We start from the raw sequence: 19,818 nt of genomic DNA, 5'->3' as shown, positions 1-19,818 counted from the left end.
AAACGCGCGAGCCGGTGGATGGGATGTTGAATTTAAAACAAAGCGATAATAAGGTGTAAAAAATACTTTTTCGGGTTAGAAAATAGGAGACAATGAAATGGATGATTTCAAAGATAAATTCCCTGAGCTTATCAAAAATAAGAGGTGGATATTGCTAAAGAGTTCATTGAATGAATACGATTCAATTCAAATTACAGATCTCATTGAAGAGTCATCCGAAAGTGATCAGATAATTCTCTTTAGATTACTCAACAGGACGCAGGCTAAGGAAGTTTTCCAGCTACTTTCCTACGAAAATCAGGAGCAGATCATAGAGGGGCTGTCGCAAAATACTCAGGAGCTGTCGGATTTGCTTAACGACCTGGAGCCGGATGACAGAACCGCGTTTTTCGAGGAATTACCCGGGCAGGTTACCCAGCAACTTATTCAGGTCCTTTCGCCCGAAGAGCGTCGCATAGCCATTCAGTTGTTAGGATATCCCGAGGATAGTATCGGCCGGTTGATGACTCCTGAATATGTTGCCGTTAAACCCCAGGATACAGTCGAGCAAACCTTTGCGCACATCCGTAAATACGGCAGGGATTCGGAGACGCTCAACGTTATCTATATTGTCGACGACGGATGGAAACTGGTTGATGACATCCGGATCAAAGAGTTGATTTTGGCTTCTCCGCAGCAGAAAATCGAAGAGCTGATGGACCGCCGGTTTGTTGCGCTCAATGCCATGGAGGACCAGGAAACTGCTATTAAAACATTCCAGGATTACGACCGAGTGGCGCTGCCCGTAGTCAATGACGAGGGCGTGCTGATAGGCATTGTTTCGGTGGACGATATGTTGGACGTTGTGGAAGAAGAATCAACGGAAGACTTCCATAAATTTGGTGCGTTTCAGAGTGCGATAGCCAACCCATTAACGGAGCGAATAGGCTCTTTGTACAAAAACCGGATCGTTTGGCTGGTGGCTTTGGTATTTATGAATGTATTTTCGGGAGCGGTTTTATCACATTTCGAACATGTAATTCAGACGGTAGTTTCGTTGGTTTTCTTTCTGCCCCTGCTCATCGACAGCGGCGGCAATGCCGGCTCTCAGTCGGCTACCCTTATGATTCGCTCATTAGCTATCGGAGATGTAAAAATATCCGATTGGTACAAGCTTATTGGCAAAGAAGCACTCGTTGCTTTGCTGCTTGGTATTACTATGGCGGTAGCCGTTTCCGCTGTCGCCAGTTTTAGAGCGCCCGAAATAATTTATGTGGTAGCCATTACGATGGTTTTGACGGTTGTGAACGGAAGTCTGCTTGGCCTTCTGTTGCCCTTTATCTTTACAAAGTTAAAATTGGACCCTGCCACAGCGAGTGCGCCATTGATTACCTCCATCGCCGACATCAGCGGAGTGTTGATTTACTTTTCCGTTGCAAGCTGGCTTCTGCTTCCTTGATTTGCAAAACCCGTAGCGCAAAAAGTGAGTGGTAACGCCACAAAAATTCTCATAAACTTACGTTTCAGATTTTAAGTTGTAAGGACTTGTTCTGGGAATGTCACGAATGAGTTGGCGAACTTTGCCGTCAAAATTAGCTCGATGACTTTAAATCAGTAACAGTTCAAATAAATTTTAATGAAACACAATTTACACGCATTATTAGTAGCAGCATTGATCTTTGTTGCGCAAAGCTTTTCGGTTGACGCACAAACCATTTCTACATTTGAAAACCTTACCCTTGCGCCTGATTCGTATTGGGATGGTGCGGATACACCACATGGAACATCGTTTACCAGTGGCAATGCCATCTTCCCCAATTATTACGAAACAGAATATGGCGGTTATTGGGCAAGTGGCTGGGCATACAGCAATATGCAGGATAGCACCACCGAAGGTTTTACCAATATGTACAGCGCAAGGCCGGCTATTGGCTACGACAATTCGCCTAATTATTTGGTCGGACAGCAGGGGTCAGTTATTAATTTTAACGAAGCAGCCATTGGACGGACAATGCTGGGATGTTACATCACCAACGGGACTTTTGCAGCAATAAGCATGAGAGATGGCGATGGCTACGCCAAAGCATTTGGCGGCTCCACCGGCAATGACCCTGATTGGTTTAAACTCACTATTCGCAAATGGTACGGAGGTGCGATGACCGACGACAGCGTTGAGTTTTATCTTGCCGATTATCGCTTCGAAAACAACGACCAGGACTATATTTTAAAAACCTGGCAATGGGTCGACTTATCTCCACTTGGAAATGTGGATAGCTTGAAATTTGTGATTTCTTCCAGCGATGCAGGACCTTATGGGATTAATACGCCCACTTTCTTTTGTATTGATAACTTCACAACTGCGGATGCGGGCGTATCGGTTCCAAATATTGTTGCAGAAAACTCCATTGTTTCAATTTATCCTAACCCGGTGGCGGAGATTGTAAACGTGGATTTGTCGCAACTCACCGATAAGAATCTGCATGTGAAACTTTCCAACATCAACGGACAAGTACTAATTGATAAGGCAACAGACTCACCCCGACGTATTGCATTTAATCTGAATGAATATCCCGGCGGTGTTTATTTTGTTACCATCAGCGGAGATCGCACCTCCATTGTTAGGAAACTGATCAAGGAATAAATGCAAAATTTCACGCTCTCTTTTTTAATATCATTAATGGGTTTAAGTGGTTTTGCCCAATTTGCTCCACCTGCGGGGCAATTGGGTACCACTGCTATTGCCGGTGATAGTTCTGTTTTTGTTGCCTGGGCCACGGGGTGCACGGTTGAAAGAGGCTACCAGGACATTTCAAATCCGGGTCTTGGATTTGCCTCCTTAGGCGACAGTTCCATGGCTTTAGGAATTGCTGGTGCCAGCGGAGTGGTTTCTTTAGGCGATGGAGGCTCCGCAATTCTCACCTTTGAAAATCCGATATCCAATGGTCCCGGATGGGATTTTGCCGTTTTTGAAAACGCATTTGATGATACCTTTCTGGAATTGGCTTTTGTGGAAGTGAGTTCCGATGGCGTGAATTATTATCGTTTTCCGGCCACTTCTTACACGCAGGATACCGTTCAGATAGAAAGCTTTGGTTCGGTGGATGCCTCAAAAATCGACAACCTTGCCGGCAAATACAGGGCTTTGTTCGGGACGCCGTTTGATTTGCAGGAACTATCCGGCCAAAGTGGACTGGATGTAATGCACATTACCCACGTCAAAATTATCGATGTGGTCGGATGTATCCAAAACGAGTACGCCAGCTACGACCAATACGGCAACAAAATCAACGATCCGTGGAATACTCCTTTTGCTTCCGGAGGTTTCGATTTGGATGCTGTTGGTGTTATCCATCAGGCTGGTGCCGGATTCCAAAACTTTCCGGCAGTAATTTCATCCATAAATATCTTCCCCAATCCTGTTACCCAACACACGGTGCTTGCGTATTATCTCAATGAACCCTCCGTGGTACAAATTGCTGTTTTTGATGTGGCTGGAAAAGAACTATGTATCGTTTCAGAGGGCCACCAAAGTTGCGGAAAGCAATCTTTCGCACTCAAAAACTTTCATCTCAAAAGCGGCATTTATCTCCTTACGCTGCAAACCACCGACACGAAGATAACTAAAAAGATAATCGTAAATAACTAATTCATCTTTTCACAAAATTCATAGCCGGAGTTTGGGTTTGCACGAAACGGCTCCTCTTTATACTATAAATCCTGATATCGTTGTGTCGGATAGCAAACAATAAAAAGTGCGCTAGAATGCACTTTTTGAGAACTTCCGCTATTTTAATATTCTTTATGCTTTTAAATCGGATAATATTGTCCGATATAAAAAAGTTATCTATCTTTGCCTTGTCAAATCATTTAGTAAAAACTAAAAAAGGATGTTTTCCAGAGCTTGCGAATACGGGATAAAAGCGGTGATTTACATTGCCGTGCAATCCAAAGAGGCCAGGCGTGTGAGTTTAAAAGATATCGCCAGCGCATCTAATGCGCCGGAAGCCTTTACGGCGAAAATTTTACAAATTCTGGTAAAGGCAAACGTGATCGATTCGGTGCGCGGTTCTGCCGGCGGTTTCGAAATTGATCCCGCCAAATTGAATACCCTCAAACTGAGTCAGATTGTTTCCGCCATCGATGGCGACGAAATCTACAAAGGATGTGGACTGGGTCTGGAGGAGTGTTCTGAAATCCAGCCGTGCCCTGTGCATCATAAGTTTGCAAAGATCAGAAACGATCTGAAGCAGATGCTCGAAACCACCACAATCCTCGAATTAGCAGAGGGAATAAGTAAAGGCGAAACTTATCTAAAAAGAAAAAGCGTGCTATGATAACCCAGGTAAAATACCTCCATGCGCACGTTTATAACATAGGCATGGAGTTGGTAAAATTGTTTGCCTGTTTGTTTTCGGTTTTAAACTTTTTAAATATTGAATTTGTTACTCTTAAATAACTTTGTAAAACATGAATGATATCAAAGAAAAAACAATTGGAGAAATAGTTGCCGGGGATTATCGTGCAGCAGCCGTTTTCGAATCTTTTGGCATCGACTTTTGCTGCGGTGGCAACATAACCGTGGACGAAGCCTGCCGGCAAAAGTCGGTAAATACCGATGAGGTTGCCGGTAAACTGGCCGCGATTATCAACAATCAACAGGGCACCTCGGTCGATTTCAAATCGTGGCCGCTCGACCTGCTGGCCGATTACATACAGAAAAAACACCACCGGTATGTAGAAGAAAAATCGCCAATTTTGAAGCAATACCTCGAAAAAGTGTGTCAGGCGCATGGCGACCGGCATCCCGAATTATTTGAAATAAAAAAAGAATTCGACATTTCTGTCGGCGAGTTGGCCATGCACATGAAAAAAGAGGAGCTGATGCTTTTCCCGTTTATAGGTAAGATGGTGCGCGCTAAGTCGGCCGGACAACCCTTGCCACAGGCTCCGTTTGGGAAGGTGCAAAATCCCATTCAAAATATGATGCATGAGCACGACACGGAAGGCGACAGGTTTAAGAAAATTTCGACGCTGAGCAACAACTACACTGTGCCGCCGGATGGCTGCAATACCTACAAGGTAACGTATGCACTGCTCAAGGAATTTGAAGATGATCTGCATCTGCACATCCATCTCGAAAATAATATCCTGTTTCCCAAAGCTATCGAACTTGAAAATGAATTTATTATTAACTAACTTTAAAAACATAAATAAAATGGCAATTAAAAAAGTATGGATCGAAGAAGGTTGTACAGCCTGTGGGCTTTGCGAGAGCATCTGCCCCGAAGTATTTGTAGTGGAAGACGAAGCAACAGTAATCGAAGGTGCCGACTTTGGTCCGCACGAGGATGAAATTATCGAAGCCGCCGAGAGCTGCCCGGTAGAGGTCATCAAATATGAATAGAAACCATTGTGATGAAAACTTTTAAAAATATCAATGTAGATGAAAATCCCATCGAGATGAAGAAGCATCTTGATATCGACAACGATCGCGTTGATAAAATGATTGATATCAAGCTAAAGGTCTTCAACAAGGAGTTTACACTGGCCGAGGCCAAAGAGTTGGTCAACAAAACCTTCGACCACATCACGGCCGAAGAGTTTGCTTACGGCGAACAGCATTTGTACAATGCCGGCATTACCGACGAAATCATGGCGGAGGGTATGGATGATATCATCGATGTCTTCCGCGATGTTTTGTTGGTCAACAGATTGAATCTCCCGTCGGGGCATCCCATCCAGACCTATGCCGATGAAGCTGCGGCCATCAAGAAAGTTGTGCACCAGATGGAAGTAAAGCTTAAGGGCAAATTCATCAAAAACGAATGGCTTGAACTGTATGCGCAGCTCAGCCAGATCAACACTCACTTCAGCCGCAAACAACACCAATTGTTTTCGGCGCTGGAGCGCAAAGGATTCGACCGACCGTCAAAAATCATGTGGACCTTCGACGACCGCGTGCGCGATGCCATCAAAGATTCGTACGAATTGCTGCAGGCCGACAAAGATCAATCGTTTATTGAAGCTCAGCCTAACGTCATTCATTTGGTGCGCGACATTCTGTCCAAAGAGCGCGATGTCCTTTATCCCACTTCACTCAAGCTTTTATCCGATGAAGAATTTGCAGAAATGCGCATCAGCGACGACGAAATTGGTTATTGCCTCATTGAAAAGCCAAAGCCATACAAAGGCACCGCCACGAAAACGGAGCGCGGACAAGGGAAAAATTCACCCGCAGTCGACAGCACTTTGTTGGATGATTTGAAAGCAGTACTCGAAAAGCACGGGGTGGCAGGCAATGGTGGCAGCAAAGGAGATATGCTCGATGTAACTACCGGCCGGATAACCTTGGAACAGATAAATTTGATCTACAAACACATGCAGGTCGATTTGTCGTTTGTGGACGAAAACGACGAGGTAAGGTTTTACACCGACACCAAGCATAGGATTTTCCCTCGAAGCGCCGGAGTCATTGGTCGCAAGGTTCAAAACTGCCATCCGCGCGAGAGCCTGCACATGGTCGAGGCGGTCATCAAAGCATTCAGAAGCGGCGAGCAGGATGAAGCTGAATTTTGGATTGATAAAGGCGAAAAGTTCATTTACATTCTTTTCACCGCTTTGCGCGATGATGAGGGCAACTACCGCGGAACCCTTGAGTCGATGCAGGAGGTTGCCCACATTCGCAGCCTTACCGGCAGCCAGCGGTTGCTTAACTGGGACAAGGATTACGACAAAAAAGTGATAAAAGAAATATCGGAGGCACAAGCTGAAGAGAAGCTGGAAATAACTCCGAAAACTATCGTGGGTTCGCTCATCAAGCGCTACCCTTTTATCAAGGAATTCCTTGTTTCACTTTCGCCCGAATACGACAAGCTGAACAATCCGATTATTTTCAACACCATGAAACATGTGGCAAGTCTCAGCATGATCAGCCAGGTTGGAGGATTTGAAGTCGATAATTTGATTCAGATGATCAAAGATGAAATAAAACGTAAAACCTGATTAATATGGAAAAGTACATTTTAAAAGTAAAATCTGTGGGTCATGTCACGCATGATGTGTTGCAAATCGTGTTGGAAAAACCTCCCGGTTTCACATTCCTTCCGGGGCAGGCTGCCGAGGTAGCCATCAACAAAGAGGGCTGGGAAGGTGAAGTAAGGCCATTTACATTTACGTGCCTTCCCGATGACGATTATCTGGAATTTACCATCAAAACCTATCCCGATCACAAAGGTGTAACCAACGAGTTGCTCAGCCTGAAACCCGACGATGAACTAATCATCAGTGAAGCGTGGGGTACAATTAATTATAAAGGTGAAGGCACATTCATTGCCGGAGGGGCAGGGGTAACGCCCTTTATCTCCATCTTTAGGCACCTCCGTTCCAAAAATAAAATTGGAAACAACAAACTCATTTTTGCTAACAAACGAAAATCGGATATCATCAATGGCGACGAGTTTGAAGAAATGTTGGGTAAAAACTTTGTCAATATTCTGTCGGATGAGGAAGCGGGCGTTTACGCCAAAGGATACATTTCAGAAGGCTTTTTGAAGAAAAACATCTCAAACCGCAAGGACTACATCTATCTGTGTGGCCCCGAGGTTATGATGGACATCGTAGAAAAGCAGTTGGCTAATCTGGGTATCAAAAAAGAATTGATTGTAAAAGAAGAGTTTTAAGGATTGATTTTTGAAATCAGTACTAAATAAATGAAGAGATTCCTCACTTCACTTCGTTGCGTTCAGAATGACAAGGTTTCTGAGGTAATAGGATGTTGGAGTGGGTGCGGCGCAGCCGCACCCACTCCAACATCCTCCGGGTATCAAACGCCTCGTCATTCCGACCAAAGGGAGGAATCTGTTAACGCACTCAAATAGTAGCTTTATTAAACATTAACTTAATACAAAACACAAAATCAACATGGGAAAGGACATTTTTAAGATTAAGAAACCTTTGACAATCGGCGATAAGAGTTATACTTATTACAGCCTCGTCGAATTGCAAAAGCAAGGCTACGATATCGGCAAGCTGCCCTTTTCCATCCGGATTTTGCTGGAAAATGCATTGCGTAATTACGATGATTTTGCGGTAACGCGCGAAAACATCGAAACCATTTTGCACTGGCAGCCGCAGGCCACCGACAAGGATATCCCGTTTAAACCTGCCCGCGTTTTGATGCAGGATTTTACAGGTGTTCCCGCCGTGGTTGATATTGCCGCGCTTCGTGCCGAAGCAGCCCGGAAAGGCAAAGACCCCACCATTATCAACCCGCTCATTCCCGTGGATCTGGTGATAGACCATTCGGTTCAGGTGGATTATTTTGGCACCGGGTATTCTTACAAACGCAACATCAACGAAGAATACAGGCGCAATCAGGAGCGATACCAGTTTCTGAAATGGGCGCAAAACTCGTTTGATAATTTTAGCGTGGTGCCGCCCGGAATGGGTATTTGTCATCAGGTAAATCTCGAATATCTTTCCAAAGGCGTTATCGAACGAAACGGGGAGGTTTTTCCGGATACGCTGGTTGGAACCGATAGTCATACGCCAATGGTCAATGGCATTGGTGTGGTAGCATGGGGCGTGGGCGGCATCGAAGCGGAAGCAGCCATTTTAGGCCAGCCGCTCTATTTTATAATGCCTGAGGTGATCGGCCTGAAACTTACCGGTAAACTTCCGGTGGGTTCCACGGCCACCGATTTGGTTCTGACCATTGCCAACATGCTTCGTAAGCTTGGTGTAGTAGGAAAGTTCGTTGAGGTCTTCGGCCCGGGGCTGGACAATCTTTCTGTCCCTGACCGTGCCACCATTGGCAATATGTCGCCCGAATTTGGAAGCACCATCACCTATTTTCCCATCGACGATAAAACGCTGGAATACATGCGAAAAAGCAATCGTTCGGAAGAGCAGATTGCGCTGGTGGAAAGCTATTGCAAAACCAACATGCTGTGGCGCGAACACGAAGATAAAATTACCTATTCGGATGTTTTGGAGCTGGACATGTGCACAGTCGAACCTACTGTTGCCGGCCCTAAACGGCCGCAGGATAAAATACTCTTGAAGGAGTTCAAAAGCAAATTCATTGAGTTGCTGGACAAATCTTTCGATCGGAAATACATATCCCAGGAAGACCGTGAGATTGAGAAGTCCATCACCCGTTTTGATGGCGAAGGTGGCGATTTGCCGGTATCCAAATCTGACAAAAAGATGCCCACCGAAGTAGAAACGAAAGATAGCAACGGCCTAAAAACGGTTTGGATCACCAGAGGGCAGCAGAAGTTTATGCTTTCGGATGGCGCAGTGGCTATTGCAGCCATCACCTCCTGCACCAATACTTCCAATCCTTTCGTAATGATAGGCGCGGGATTGGTAGCGCGCAAAGCCAGAGAGCACGGTATCGACGTAAAGCCTTGGGTGAAAACTTCGCTTGCCCCCGGCTCGAAGGTGGTGACCGATTATCTCGAAAAGGCCGACCTGATGAAAGACCTCGAAGCGCTGCAGTTTCATCTGGTGGGTTATGGTTGTACCTCATGCATCGGGAACTCCGGCCCGCTGACGCCTGACATTGCCAAAGCTGTTGATGAGAATAACCTGATCGTTACGTCCGTCCTTTCCGGAAATAGAAACTTTGAAGCAAGGATTCATCCACAGGTAAAAATGAATTTTTTGATGTCGCCAATGCTGGTAGTGGCTTATGCCATTGCCGGCCGCGTAGATATCGATCTGATCAACGAGCCGATTAGCTACGACTCCAATCGGGAACCGGTTTTTTTGAAAGATATCTGGCCTTCCGACGATGAGATCAACGAAATACTAAGCAAGGTTTTGTCGCCCGGCGATTTTGCTAAAAATTACGGTGAGATTTTCAAAGGCAACGAAATCTGGAGAAATCTGGAAGTGCCGTCAGGAAAGCTTTATGATTGGGACGAAAACTCTACCTACATCAAAGAAATTCCTTTCTTTCATAACATTCCTGAAAATCCCGAGGCGCTCGAAAACATTGAAAATGCACGCGCTTTGCTGGTTTTGGGCGACAGCGTAACCACCGACCACATTTCTCCCGCTGGCGCCTTTGCTGAAGATTCTGCAGCCGGGAAATACCTGTTGGAAAAGGGCGTCGAAAAAAAGAATTTTAATTCTTATGGATCACGCAGAGGCAACGATGAAGTGATGGTTCGCGGCACATTTGCCAACGTGCGCATCAAAAATAAACTGGCCGAAAAAGAAGGTGGATTCACACGCCATTTGCCTACGGGCAAAGAGATGCTGGTATATGATGCTTCTTTGAAATACAAAGAGGAGCAGACGCCGCTGCTGGTTTTGGCCGGAAAGGAATATGGCAGCGGCTCCTCGCGCGACTGGGCAGCAAAAGGAACATTTCTGCTGGGCGTAAAATGTGTGCTGGCCGAAAGCTACGAACGCATCCACCGCAGCAATTTGGTGGGGTTGGGTGTGTTGCCGCTTGAATATAAAAATGGAGAAAGTGCAGAAAGTCTGGGAATTACCGGTGAAGAAGTTTTTACAATAACCGGCATTGCCAACGATCTCAAACCGCACAAGGTGCTACAGATTATGGCCAAAAACGACAAGGGCGGCGTGATTAAATTTCAGGCCATTGCCCGCCTCGACTCCAACATCGAAATTGAATATTACCGCAACGGCGGAATCCTACAATATGTTTTGCGGCAGTTTTTAAATAAAAAATGATTTATCCATCAATTAATAACCATTTAAAATCAAACTATTATGTCAACATCAAATGCACACGCACAATGGAAAGGAACGATCAAAGAGGGTCGTGGAACAATGAGTTTTACCGGCTACGAAGGCGTCTACACTTTCAACTCCCGTTTTGAAGGAGCCAAAGGCACCAATCCCGAAGAGCTTGTTGGAGCGGCACATGCCGGATGCTATTCCATGTATCTTTCATTGCTGCTCACCGAGGAAGGGCTGAATCCTGAGAGCATCGAGACCAAGGCTCAGATAACCCTTGCCAAAGACGACTCTGGCCCCCACATTACCGAAATCAAGCTGGATTGCAAAGTAAAATGCCAGGGATTGGACGAAAGCAAACTGAAAAAACTGGCTGCAATTACCAAAGAAAAATGCCCGGTTTCGCGCTTGTATGCCGGCGGTACAGCCAAGATTTCGGCTGAAGCAAACCTGGTTAAGTAAATCCTGCTTATTGCAAAAGATGGAATAGAAGAGGATCAGGTTTCAGATAGCTGTTTGACCTGATCCTTTTTTTTTGAACTTAAAAATTCTGATTATGGACTTTTTTGAACAACTTCACGACTTTTATAAAAAGCCAAAAGAAGCAACAGAAAACCTGGCTCCTGAAGGCGTTTGCCCTGTTTGCTGGGGCTATCAGGAATATGACCAAAAGATTCGCAAACTTTTTGAAGACGATCAAATTGATGTGTTGCATCAGCAGAAAAAATATACGCTCGTGCGTAAGTTTATCAAAGAGCACATTGATGGCATTCGTTTAAAAAAAGGCGAAGTTGAGGTTTGCCCAACGTGTGGCAAGAAACACGATTAAAACCAGCATTTATCATTAAAAACCAACACCATGAAAAGCGAAGATTTGTATCCAAAATCAACCAAAGAGCTCGCTGACAAAAGGTCGGCATTGGCTCCTGAAATAATGGAAGCCTGGGCAAATTTCAGCAAAACGGTTTTCAAAGAAGGAGCGCTGCCCGAAAAAACAAAACAATTGATTGCCGTTGCCGTGGCGCACGTCACACAATGTCCGTATTGCATCCGCTCGCACACCAGGACGGCCATGCGAAAAGGGGCAAGCAATCAGGAAATAATGGAAGCAATTTGGGTAGCTGCCGAAATGCGCTCGGGTGGAGCTTTTGCTCACTCAGCCCTTGCCCTGAATGAAATGGAGTGATGAGTCAGGAAAAACAAAATAGAAAGATTTGGACCATCGGGCATTCCATTCATAGCCTGGAGGAATTTATTGGCATGCTCAAATCCTTTCAGATTGAAGTGGTGGCCGACGTCAGGAGTTTTCCCGGTTCGCGCAAGTTTCCACATTTTAATAAAGAAGCGCTTGGAGTTTCCTTGCCGCAAGCCGGCTTTCGATACATCCATATAAAAAATCTTGGCGGTAGAAGGAAAGTACATCTCGACTCTAAAAATACTACCTGGCGGAATCAGGCCTTCCGCGGCTATGCCGATTATATGGAAACTAACGCTTTTCGCGAAGGAATAGAAGAGCTGAAGCAAATAGCTCTGACGCAGCGCACCGCCTACTTTTGTTCCGAAGCTGTTTGGTGGCGCTGCCATCGCTCTATGATTTCCGATTGCCTGAAAGCAGAAGGCTGGAACGTGATGCACATTATGGGCGTGGGCAAAGTCGAAGAGCATCCCTACACGCAGCCCGCAAGAATTGTGGCCGGGAAGCTGACTTATGTTCCTGAAACCAGCAACGAAAACATAGCCGATTAAGGATAAAAACCAATAAGATGAAACCACGAATAAAATACTCAGAACAAGCACCCGAGGCTATCAAAGGTATGCTCGAACTCGAAAAATATGTGCACGGTTCGGGGCTTGAACGTACGCTTTACGAATTGGTAAAAACCAGGGCGTCGCAAATTAACGGGTGCGCCTACTGCCTCGACATGCACACCAAAGATGCACGCAAGGCAGGCGAAACCGAGCAGCGCCTTTTCGCGCTGAGTGCCTGGCGCGAAACATCCTTTTACACCAATCGCGAGCGGGCTGCCCTGGCCTGGATGGAGGCACTGACATTGATTTCGGAAAATGATGTGCCGGATGAACTTTACGAAGCAACCCGCAAATATTTCGACGAGAAGGAAATCATTGCCCTCACGATGGCCATTGTCGCCATAAACGGCTGGAATCGGTTGGCCATTGGTTTCCGCACGGTTCCGGGGAGCTATCATCCTGAGCCGTAAAAGCGTTGTGTTTTACACAAAATAAATAGTACGCAGATGTTGATAGTTCGAAGACAACGACAAACGATTATTCCGTAGCGAAAATCTGAACCGCATGATAATACAAAGTGCGAAAGCTCTACTTTCGCAGCGATGCAAGGGAAATTTAGAAAAGATTAATAACCAGCAAAAATATTTATGATGAACAGACTAATCGAATTATTAAAGTATGGCCAGAGTTATTGGCTTGATAATTTAACGCGGGGGAAAATTACCTCTGGCGAATTAAAGAAAAGAGTGGAGGAGCAGGGACTGAGAGGAATAACTTCAAACCCAAGCATTTTCAACAAGGCCATTACAGGTGGTTCAGATTATGACGACCAGATTGCCAAATTGGTAAATGAGGGCAAAAACCCTTTGCAAATCTATGATGCACTTACCATAAAAGATGTACAGGATGCCTGCGATATCCTCTTTCCGGTGTATGAAAAATCAGGCGGCACCGATGGCTTTGTAAGCCTTGAAGTTCTGCCCAATCTTGCCCGGGATACGGAAGGTACGATTAAGGAAGCCCGCAGGCTATATGATGAGGTTGGTAAGAAAAACTGCCTTATCAAAATTCCGGGAACAAAGGAGGGCGTTCCGGCCATTGAGCAAATGCTTTACGAAGGTATCAACATCAACGTAACGCTTCTTTTTTCGATTGAGAGTTACGTTGCGGTGGCGCAGGCCTACATCAATGCCATTACACGAAGAGTTGCAGAAGGTAAACCGATCAATCATATTATTTCCGTAGCAAGTGTTTTTATCAGCAGGATTGACGTACTCACCGACCAGCTGCTCGATCAGCATATTAATAAGGCCGGAGAAGATAAAAACACCAGCCAAAGCCTCCAATTATCAGGCAAGGCGGGAATTGCCACAGCACGTCTGTGCTACCAACGGTTCAAAGAAATATTCAGCGGTGCGGATTGGAAAAAACTGGAAGAAAAGGGCGCTCATGTGCAACGGCCTTTGTGGGCAAGCACCAGCAACAAAGATCCTAAGTACAATGATCTCCGCTACGTTGATCCGCTGATTGGTGAAAACACGATAAATACTTTGCCCGACAAAACCATTACAGCTTTTGCCGACCATGGAATCCTGAAAAAAGATGCCATTGAGGAGGATCTTGACCAGGCCAATGCTTTGTTTGGTGAACTAAAAAAAGTGGGTATTGATATCTCACTTGTAACACAGCAGTTAGAAGTCGAAGGCATCCAAAAATTTATCGAATCTTTTGATGAATTGATCAGTAACCTGGCAGATAAAAGATTGAAAATGCTGGGAGATATCCAATCTGCCAAATAGCATTAAACTCAGAATAAGTGATCGCTTGATTGTTCGTTTTAGCTCATTCTGGAAAATAATAATCTGGATTAAACAGAATAATAAATATGAAAGAGACAAAATTCGACTACGGAATGATTGGCCTTGGCACCATGGGGCGCAATCTTGTTTACAACATGAGCGATCATGGATACACCGTGATAGGTTATGATAAAGATAGTTCACAAGCAGAAACACTTAAAAAAGACGCCGGCACCGAAAATGTGGCCGCCACCTCCGACCTGAATGAATTTCTCGGTGCGCTAAAGACGCCTAAAATAATCTTGATGCTTGTGCCTGCCGGAAAAATTGTGGACGATGTCATCAGTGAATTAAAACCTTTTTTGTCGGAAAATGATTTGCTGATGGATTGCGGTAATTCTCACTTTACGGATACCAACAGAAGGAGTGAGCAATTGCAGGAATCAGGCATTCATTTTATGGGCGTTGGCGTTTCAGGAGGAGAGCTGGGCGCACGCCAAGGGCCAAGCATTATGCCGGGTGGACCGAAGAAAGTGTATGAGCGTGTGGCTGAAATGCTGGAAGCTGTTTCTGCCAAAGTGAATAATGAACCTTGTGTAACATGGCTGGGGCCAGGCTCCGCCGGACACTATGTAAAAATGGTGCACAACGGAATTGAGTATGGATTGATGCAACTCATTGCCGAAGTTTATCACCTGCTGAAGGAATGTGCAGGTATGAATAATGATGAGCTACACGCTATTTTTTCAAAATGGAACGAGGGGGAATTGCAGTCCTATCTTATCGAAATAACCGCAGATATTTTTACCCAAAAAGATGACCTTACCGACAGCCGGATCATTGACAAGATCCTCGACAGTGCAAAACAAAAGGGCACGGGCGCCTGGACTTCTGAAGATGCTATGAGTTTGCAAGTACCTATTCCTGTCATTGATATTGCCGTTTCCATGCGAAATTTATCAACTTATAAAAAAGAACGTGAAGCTGCACATCAACATCTGGAAGGTTCTATAACGAAATTCGCCGGAGATAAAAACGATCTGCTGAAACGGATGGAGCAGGCACTCTATTTTTCAATCATCACAGTTTATGCGCAGGGAATGCAGCTGTTGCAGGTAGCATCTAAAAAGTATAAATATGATTTGAAATTAGAAGATATTGCTGCTATCTGGAGAGGTGGTTGTATCATCCGTGCTGCCTTATTGGAAGACATCCGTTCTGCGTTTCTGAAACAGCCGGATCTGTCGAATCTTATGCTGAGCGATGCGTTTTCAAGAAAACTAACGCAATCGCAAATAGATATTCGAAAAGTTATCCAGACAGCTGCGGGATCAGGGATTCCGGTTCCTGCAATGATGGTCGCTTTGGCCTATTTCGACAGCTACAGGAGTAGATGGCTTCCTGCCAATTTAATACAGGCACAGCGCGATAATTTTGGTGCTCATACTTACGAGCGAAATGACAGAGACGGAATTTTTCACACACAATGGAACCAAAAGAGATAACATGGAAACCGGAACAAAAATAGGCCCCACCATCATTGTAATACTTGGCGCCACAGGAGATTTGACCTGGCGCAAACTGATTCCCGCCATTTATAATCTCTGGCTGGATAAATGGATTCCCGAAGAGTTTGCAGTCATCGGGGTAAGTCGTCGTAAATACACAGACCCGGAATTTGTAAAACATTTGCATGAAGGCGTAGATAAGTTTTCGCGACGGGGAAAAGCAAAAAAAGATCAATGGGATGTTTTTAGTAACTACCTCACCTATCTGCAAGGGGAGTTTGATGCTACATCTACCTATTCTGCCATAAGCAAACAGATAAAAGCTCTCGAAAAAAAATGGAATGCCTCCGCCAACACAGTCTATTATCTTGCTGTTCCGCCAAATGCATTCGAAGAAATTTCGATGAATATAGGATCGTCGGAGCTTTGTGATAATAAGCAGAAAAGCCGCATTGTTATAGAAAAGCCTTTCGGGCACGATCTGGAGGGTGCTATTAGTCTTAATACCTTGTTGCATACCCATTTTGACGAATCCCAGATTTATCGTATCGATCACTATCTGGGCAAAGAAACCGTGCAAAATATTCTGGCATTTCGTTTTGCCAATGCATTATTTGAGCCGATCTGGAATCGGAATTACATCGATCATGTTCAGATCACTGTTTCAGAAGAATTGGGCGTCGAACACCGTGGAAATTATTATGAGACTGCCGGCGCACTTCGCGATATGATTCAAAATCATTTGCTCCAGCTAATGTGTCTTATCGCCATGGAACCACCCATCACTTTTGAAGCAAACGAAATCCGTAATAAAAAGGTCGATGTATTGAATGCGGTGAGAAAATTAAAACCGGAAGAGGTACACAAAAATGCCGTAAGAGGCCAATATGGTAGTGGATGGATAAAAGGTAAACAAGTAAAGGGTTACCGGGAGGAGCCTGATGTGGCACCAACATCCAATGTAGAAACTTTTGCAGCGGTGAAATTTCATGTCGATAACTGGCGCTGGCAGGGAGTGCCTTTTTATGTTCGTACCGGGAAACGGATGAATGAGACCATTTCCGTAATCACTATTCAATTTAAACCGGTGCCACATCATTCCTTCCCGGTTGAAGCTATCGAAAACTGGCAATCCAACAAGCTTATCCTTAATATCCAGCCGCACATGGGAATACAGTTAAGCTTTCAGGCAAAACAACCCGGACTTAAAATGCTTCTCAACCCCGTTCACATGTTGTTTAATTACCACGACACCTACACAGGCGGAACGCCCGAAGCTTATGAAACCTTGCTGCTCGATGTATTCCGGGGAGATGCAACGCTTTTTATGCGTGCTGACCAGGTAGAAGCGGCATGGGCAATACTTATGCCAGTGCTGGATGCATGGAAAGCAAACACCTCTCCTAATTTCCCAACTTACGATGCCGGATCACACGGACCTCAGGATGCACACGCATTGATAGCTGTTGACGGGCACAATTGGCTCACAATACCCTTTGGAAAAAATGAAATTGAATCAGCAAAATAGCATAAGCGTTTTTCAGAATTCAGCTGCATTGGCAAAGGCAGCAGCGGATTTGATGATTAAAATTTCGAAACAAGCCATCGAAAGCCGCGGAAAATTTGTGATCTCCTTATCGGGAGGAACTACCCCCGAAAACCTGTTTGCTCTTTTGGCAAAGCCACCTTACCGGGATCAAATTTCCTGGAACAAAACCTTTGTCTTTTGGGGTGACGAGCGTTTTGTACCATCGGATGATAAACGAAATAATGCCACCAAGGCCAGGGCTTTATTGTTGGATCACATTGATATTCCGGCAATAAATATTAATCCCATTCCTGTTGATTTAGAACCGGACGAGGCTGCAAAGAAATATGCAGACATCATTACAAAATTCTATGGAAAAGAGTCGCCGCGTTTCGATCTTATTTTTCTGGGTCTGGGCGCAGATGGCCACACGGCGTCATTATTTCCCGAAACCGATGTTATTTTCGAAAACACTCGGCTGGTACAAGAGCTCTATGTATCGGAGCAACAAATGTTTCGCATCACCATGACGCCCTCTTTAATTAACAAAGCACACAACATTGTTTTTCTTGTTGAGGGAGAAAAAAAAGCAGAAATTTTAAAAACCGTTTTGATTGACCCGCGTCAACCGGAGAAATTTCCTGCACAGATGATCCATCCGGAAGATGGAAACCTAATTTGGTTTGTCGATAAAAAGGCAGCCGCACTGTTGCCTTCGCTTTAAGCCGCATGAAAACGAAATTTTTAGAATGGGATAAGTAGAATGATTAATACAAAAAACCAAACCCATGAAAGAAATAAAATTAAAACGGATTTACGACGATCCTTCTGCAGATGATGGCTACCGGGTTTTAGTTGACAGGCTTTGGCCCCGTGGCGTTTCCAAAGAAGTTGCAAAGCTCGATGAGTGGGACAAAGAACTTGCTCCATCCACCGAACTGAGAAAATGGTTCGACCACAAAGAGGAGCGGTTTGATGAATTTGCCCGTCGCTATCGCGAAGAGCTAAAAGATAAAAAAGAGGCCCTGGACAATTTGCGTGAAAAGGCGAAAAATAAAACGCTTTGCCTTTTGTATGCGGCCAAAGACCACAAAATAAACCAAGCCGTTGTGTTGAAAGAGGTGCTGTTGGAAAGTTGATAATACCGGCTATTTCATTATTAAAAATAGGAGCAAGGTATGAAAAAGGAGAGAAAAAAAAAGAAGGTAATAGTTGTGGGTGGCGGGTTTGCCGGCATTCCGATAACAAGGCAGTTGGATAAAAATTTGTTCGATGTGTTGCTGATCGACAAAATAAACCATCATCAGTTTCAGCCATTGTTTTACCAGGTGGCCACTTCGCAAATTGAACCGGCTAATATCTCTTTCCCTCTCCGCTATGTTTTTAAAAACAAAACCAATGTGGTGATCAGGTTGGCAGAAGTGACCCACGTTTTTCCCGAAGAAAATAAAATACGCACCACCATTGGCGATTTCAACTATGATTATCTGGTGATTGGCATAGGCTGTAAGACCAATTTTTTTGGGAATGATAAAATTTGCCGTCATTCTCATACTTTAAAAAGCACCTACGATGCCATAAAAATCCGTAACCACATTTTGCAAACCTTCGAAAAGATTGCTTCAGCAAAAGAGGAGAATAAGGAGGCATTGCGAAACCTCGTGATTGTAGGTGCCGGGCCTACCGGAGTGGAGCTGGCAGGCGCTTTTGCCGAAATCAGAAAAAACATCCTCCCAAAAGATTATCCCCGCATCGATTTCTCAAAATTCAATATCACGTTAGTAGAGGGTACCAGGCATACCCTGAACAATATGAGCGGGAAGGCACGTCATGCTTCACAAAAATACCTTGAGGGTATGGGCGTGAGGCTGCTTACCGAAACATTTGTAACCGATTATGATGGCGATATCCTTACCCTGAACAATGGCAGCAAAATACTTACGAAAACCGTGATATGGACCGCCGGAGTTATAGCCAACCAGCTTGAGGGCTTGCCTGCAAGCAGCATCACGCACGGAAACCGTATCATTGTAAATCGAATAAATCAAATGGCAGGAAGTGAAAATGTTTTTGCCATTGGCGACATTGCCTACATGGAAACACCCAAGTACCCAAAGGGGCATCCTCAGGTGGCCAATGTGGCGATAAACCAGGGTAAGAATTTAGCAAAAAATCTTAAGAGGTTGGGTAGGGGAAAGGTACCGGTGGATTACGAATACAAGGACCTTGGTTCCATGGCAACCATTGGCCGAAACAAGGCAGTGGTCGATTTCCCATTTACCAGCTTCAAAGGATATTTTGCCTGGTTTGTATGGATGTTTCTGCATCTGATGCTCATCCTGAATGTGCGCAGCAAAATAATCATCTTCATCGACTGGGCCTGGGTGTACGTCACCAAAAACTCGTCGCTTCGATTGATCCTCACACAATCTGATGAACCATGTTCTTCCGGAAAAAACCAGGCCGGATAAGTATTCAATGTGCATCCGGTTTACATAACCTTTCCTTTTCCCAATCGTAATTCTGTCATAATTTCTCGTCA

Annotated in this window: 20 protein-coding genes; all 20 read left to right on the top strand. The window is 44.8% G+C overall.

The window, feature by feature from the left end; genetic code table 11:
- Positions 1 to 97: 97 nt before the first annotated feature.
- The 20 genes from mgtE to VFC92_03095 all read left to right on the top strand — a co-directional run bounded on the left by mgtE (position 98) and on the right by VFC92_03095 (position 19,747).
- Complete coding sequence (mgtE, locus tag VFC92_03190; GenBank protein ID HZK07184.1) at positions 98 to 1,438, top strand: magnesium transporter; 1,341 nt, start codon at positions 98 to 100, stop codon at positions 1,436 to 1,438.
- A 177-nt stretch (positions 1,439 to 1,615) separates the two neighbouring features.
- Entirely contained in the window at positions 1,616 to 2,620 is a 1,005-nt protein-coding gene (locus VFC92_03185) for a DUF4465 domain-containing protein (GenBank protein HZK07183.1), read from the top strand.
- Positions 2,621 to 3,625: a T9SS type A sorting domain-containing protein gene (locus VFC92_03180; protein ID HZK07182.1), complete on the top strand. Its 1,005-nt coding sequence runs from the start codon at positions 2,621 to 2,623 to the stop codon at positions 3,623 to 3,625.
- Positions 3,626 to 3,866: 241 nt separating this feature from the next.
- Entirely contained in the window at positions 3,867 to 4,313 is a 447-nt protein-coding gene (locus VFC92_03175; protein ID HZK07181.1) for an Rrf2 family transcriptional regulator, read from the top strand.
- A 133-nt stretch (positions 4,314 to 4,446) separates the two neighbouring features.
- Positions 4,447 to 5,175, top strand: coding sequence for an iron-sulfur cluster repair di-iron protein (gene ric, locus VFC92_03170; GenBank protein HZK07180.1), 729 nt, complete (start codon positions 4,447 to 4,449; stop codon positions 5,173 to 5,175).
- A gap of 19 nt (positions 5,176 to 5,194) precedes the next feature.
- Entirely contained in the window at positions 5,195 to 5,383 is a 189-nt protein-coding gene (locus tag VFC92_03165) for a ferredoxin (GenBank protein HZK07179.1), read from the top strand.
- An 11-nt stretch (positions 5,384 to 5,394) separates the two neighbouring features.
- Positions 5,395 to 6,981, top strand: coding sequence for a DUF438 domain-containing protein (locus VFC92_03160; GenBank protein ID HZK07178.1), 1,587 nt, complete (start codon positions 5,395 to 5,397; stop codon positions 6,979 to 6,981).
- 5 nt (positions 6,982 to 6,986) lie between these two features.
- Positions 6,987 to 7,658: a hypothetical protein gene (locus VFC92_03155; GenBank protein ID HZK07177.1), complete on the top strand. Its 672-nt coding sequence runs from the start codon at positions 6,987 to 6,989 to the stop codon at positions 7,656 to 7,658.
- Positions 7,659 to 7,899: 241 nt separating this feature from the next.
- Positions 7,900 to 10,686: an aconitate hydratase AcnA gene (gene acnA, locus VFC92_03150; GenBank protein ID HZK07176.1), complete on the top strand. Its 2,787-nt coding sequence runs from the start codon at positions 7,900 to 7,902 to the stop codon at positions 10,684 to 10,686.
- Positions 10,687 to 10,725: 39 nt separating this feature from the next.
- Complete coding sequence (locus VFC92_03145; GenBank protein ID HZK07175.1) at positions 10,726 to 11,154, top strand: OsmC family peroxiredoxin; 429 nt, start codon at positions 10,726 to 10,728, stop codon at positions 11,152 to 11,154.
- A 94-nt stretch (positions 11,155 to 11,248) separates the two neighbouring features.
- Complete coding sequence (locus tag VFC92_03140) at positions 11,249 to 11,521, top strand: hypothetical protein (protein ID HZK07174.1); 273 nt, start codon at positions 11,249 to 11,251, stop codon at positions 11,519 to 11,521.
- Positions 11,522 to 11,551: 30 nt separating this feature from the next.
- Positions 11,552 to 11,878: a carboxymuconolactone decarboxylase family protein gene (locus VFC92_03135; GenBank protein HZK07173.1), complete on the top strand. Its 327-nt coding sequence runs from the start codon at positions 11,552 to 11,554 to the stop codon at positions 11,876 to 11,878.
- Complete coding sequence (locus VFC92_03130) at positions 11,878 to 12,438, top strand: DUF488 domain-containing protein (GenBank protein HZK07172.1); 561 nt, start codon at positions 11,878 to 11,880, stop codon at positions 12,436 to 12,438. Before VFC92_03135 ends, VFC92_03130 begins: the two co-directional genes overlap by 1 nt.
- 17 nt (positions 12,439 to 12,455) lie before the next feature.
- Positions 12,456 to 12,911: a carboxymuconolactone decarboxylase family protein gene (locus VFC92_03125; protein ID HZK07171.1), complete on the top strand. Its 456-nt coding sequence runs from the start codon at positions 12,456 to 12,458 to the stop codon at positions 12,909 to 12,911.
- Positions 12,912 to 13,088: 177 nt separating this feature from the next.
- Positions 13,089 to 14,240: a transaldolase gene (tal, locus tag VFC92_03120; protein HZK07170.1), complete on the top strand. Its 1,152-nt coding sequence runs from the start codon at positions 13,089 to 13,091 to the stop codon at positions 14,238 to 14,240.
- Between the two features lie 86 nt (positions 14,241 to 14,326).
- Complete coding sequence (gene gndA / locus VFC92_03115; GenBank protein HZK07169.1) at positions 14,327 to 15,745, top strand: NADP-dependent phosphogluconate dehydrogenase; 1,419 nt, start codon at positions 14,327 to 14,329, stop codon at positions 15,743 to 15,745.
- Between the two features lies 1 nt (position 15,746).
- Positions 15,747 to 17,276, top strand: coding sequence for a glucose-6-phosphate dehydrogenase (gene zwf / locus VFC92_03110; protein HZK07168.1), 1,530 nt, complete (start codon positions 15,747 to 15,749; stop codon positions 17,274 to 17,276).
- On the top strand, positions 17,254 to 18,000 hold the full coding sequence (pgl, locus tag VFC92_03105; protein HZK07167.1) for a 6-phosphogluconolactonase: 747 nt from the start codon (positions 17,254 to 17,256) through the stop codon (positions 17,998 to 18,000). The genes zwf and pgl overlap by 23 nt, the downstream gene beginning before the upstream one ends.
- 64 nt (positions 18,001 to 18,064) lie before the next feature.
- The gene (locus VFC92_03100; GenBank protein HZK07166.1) at positions 18,065 to 18,415 is read left to right on the top strand and encodes a DUF488 domain-containing protein; all 351 of its coding nucleotides are present in this window, start codon (positions 18,065 to 18,067) and stop codon (positions 18,413 to 18,415) included.
- Positions 18,416 to 18,454: 39 nt separating this feature from the next.
- The gene (locus VFC92_03095) at positions 18,455 to 19,747 is read left to right on the top strand and encodes an NAD(P)/FAD-dependent oxidoreductase (protein ID HZK07165.1); all 1,293 of its coding nucleotides are present in this window, start codon (positions 18,455 to 18,457) and stop codon (positions 19,745 to 19,747) included.
- The last annotated feature ends 71 nt before the right edge of the window (positions 19,748 to 19,818 follow it).

The organism is Bacteroidales bacterium (genome assembly GCA_035647615.1).
Taxonomy (GTDB): domain Bacteria; phylum Bacteroidota; class Bacteroidia; order Bacteroidales; family 4484-276; genus SABY01.
Note: the sequence above shows the minus strand (reverse complement) of the source record. Positions and strands in the feature narration are given on the sequence as shown.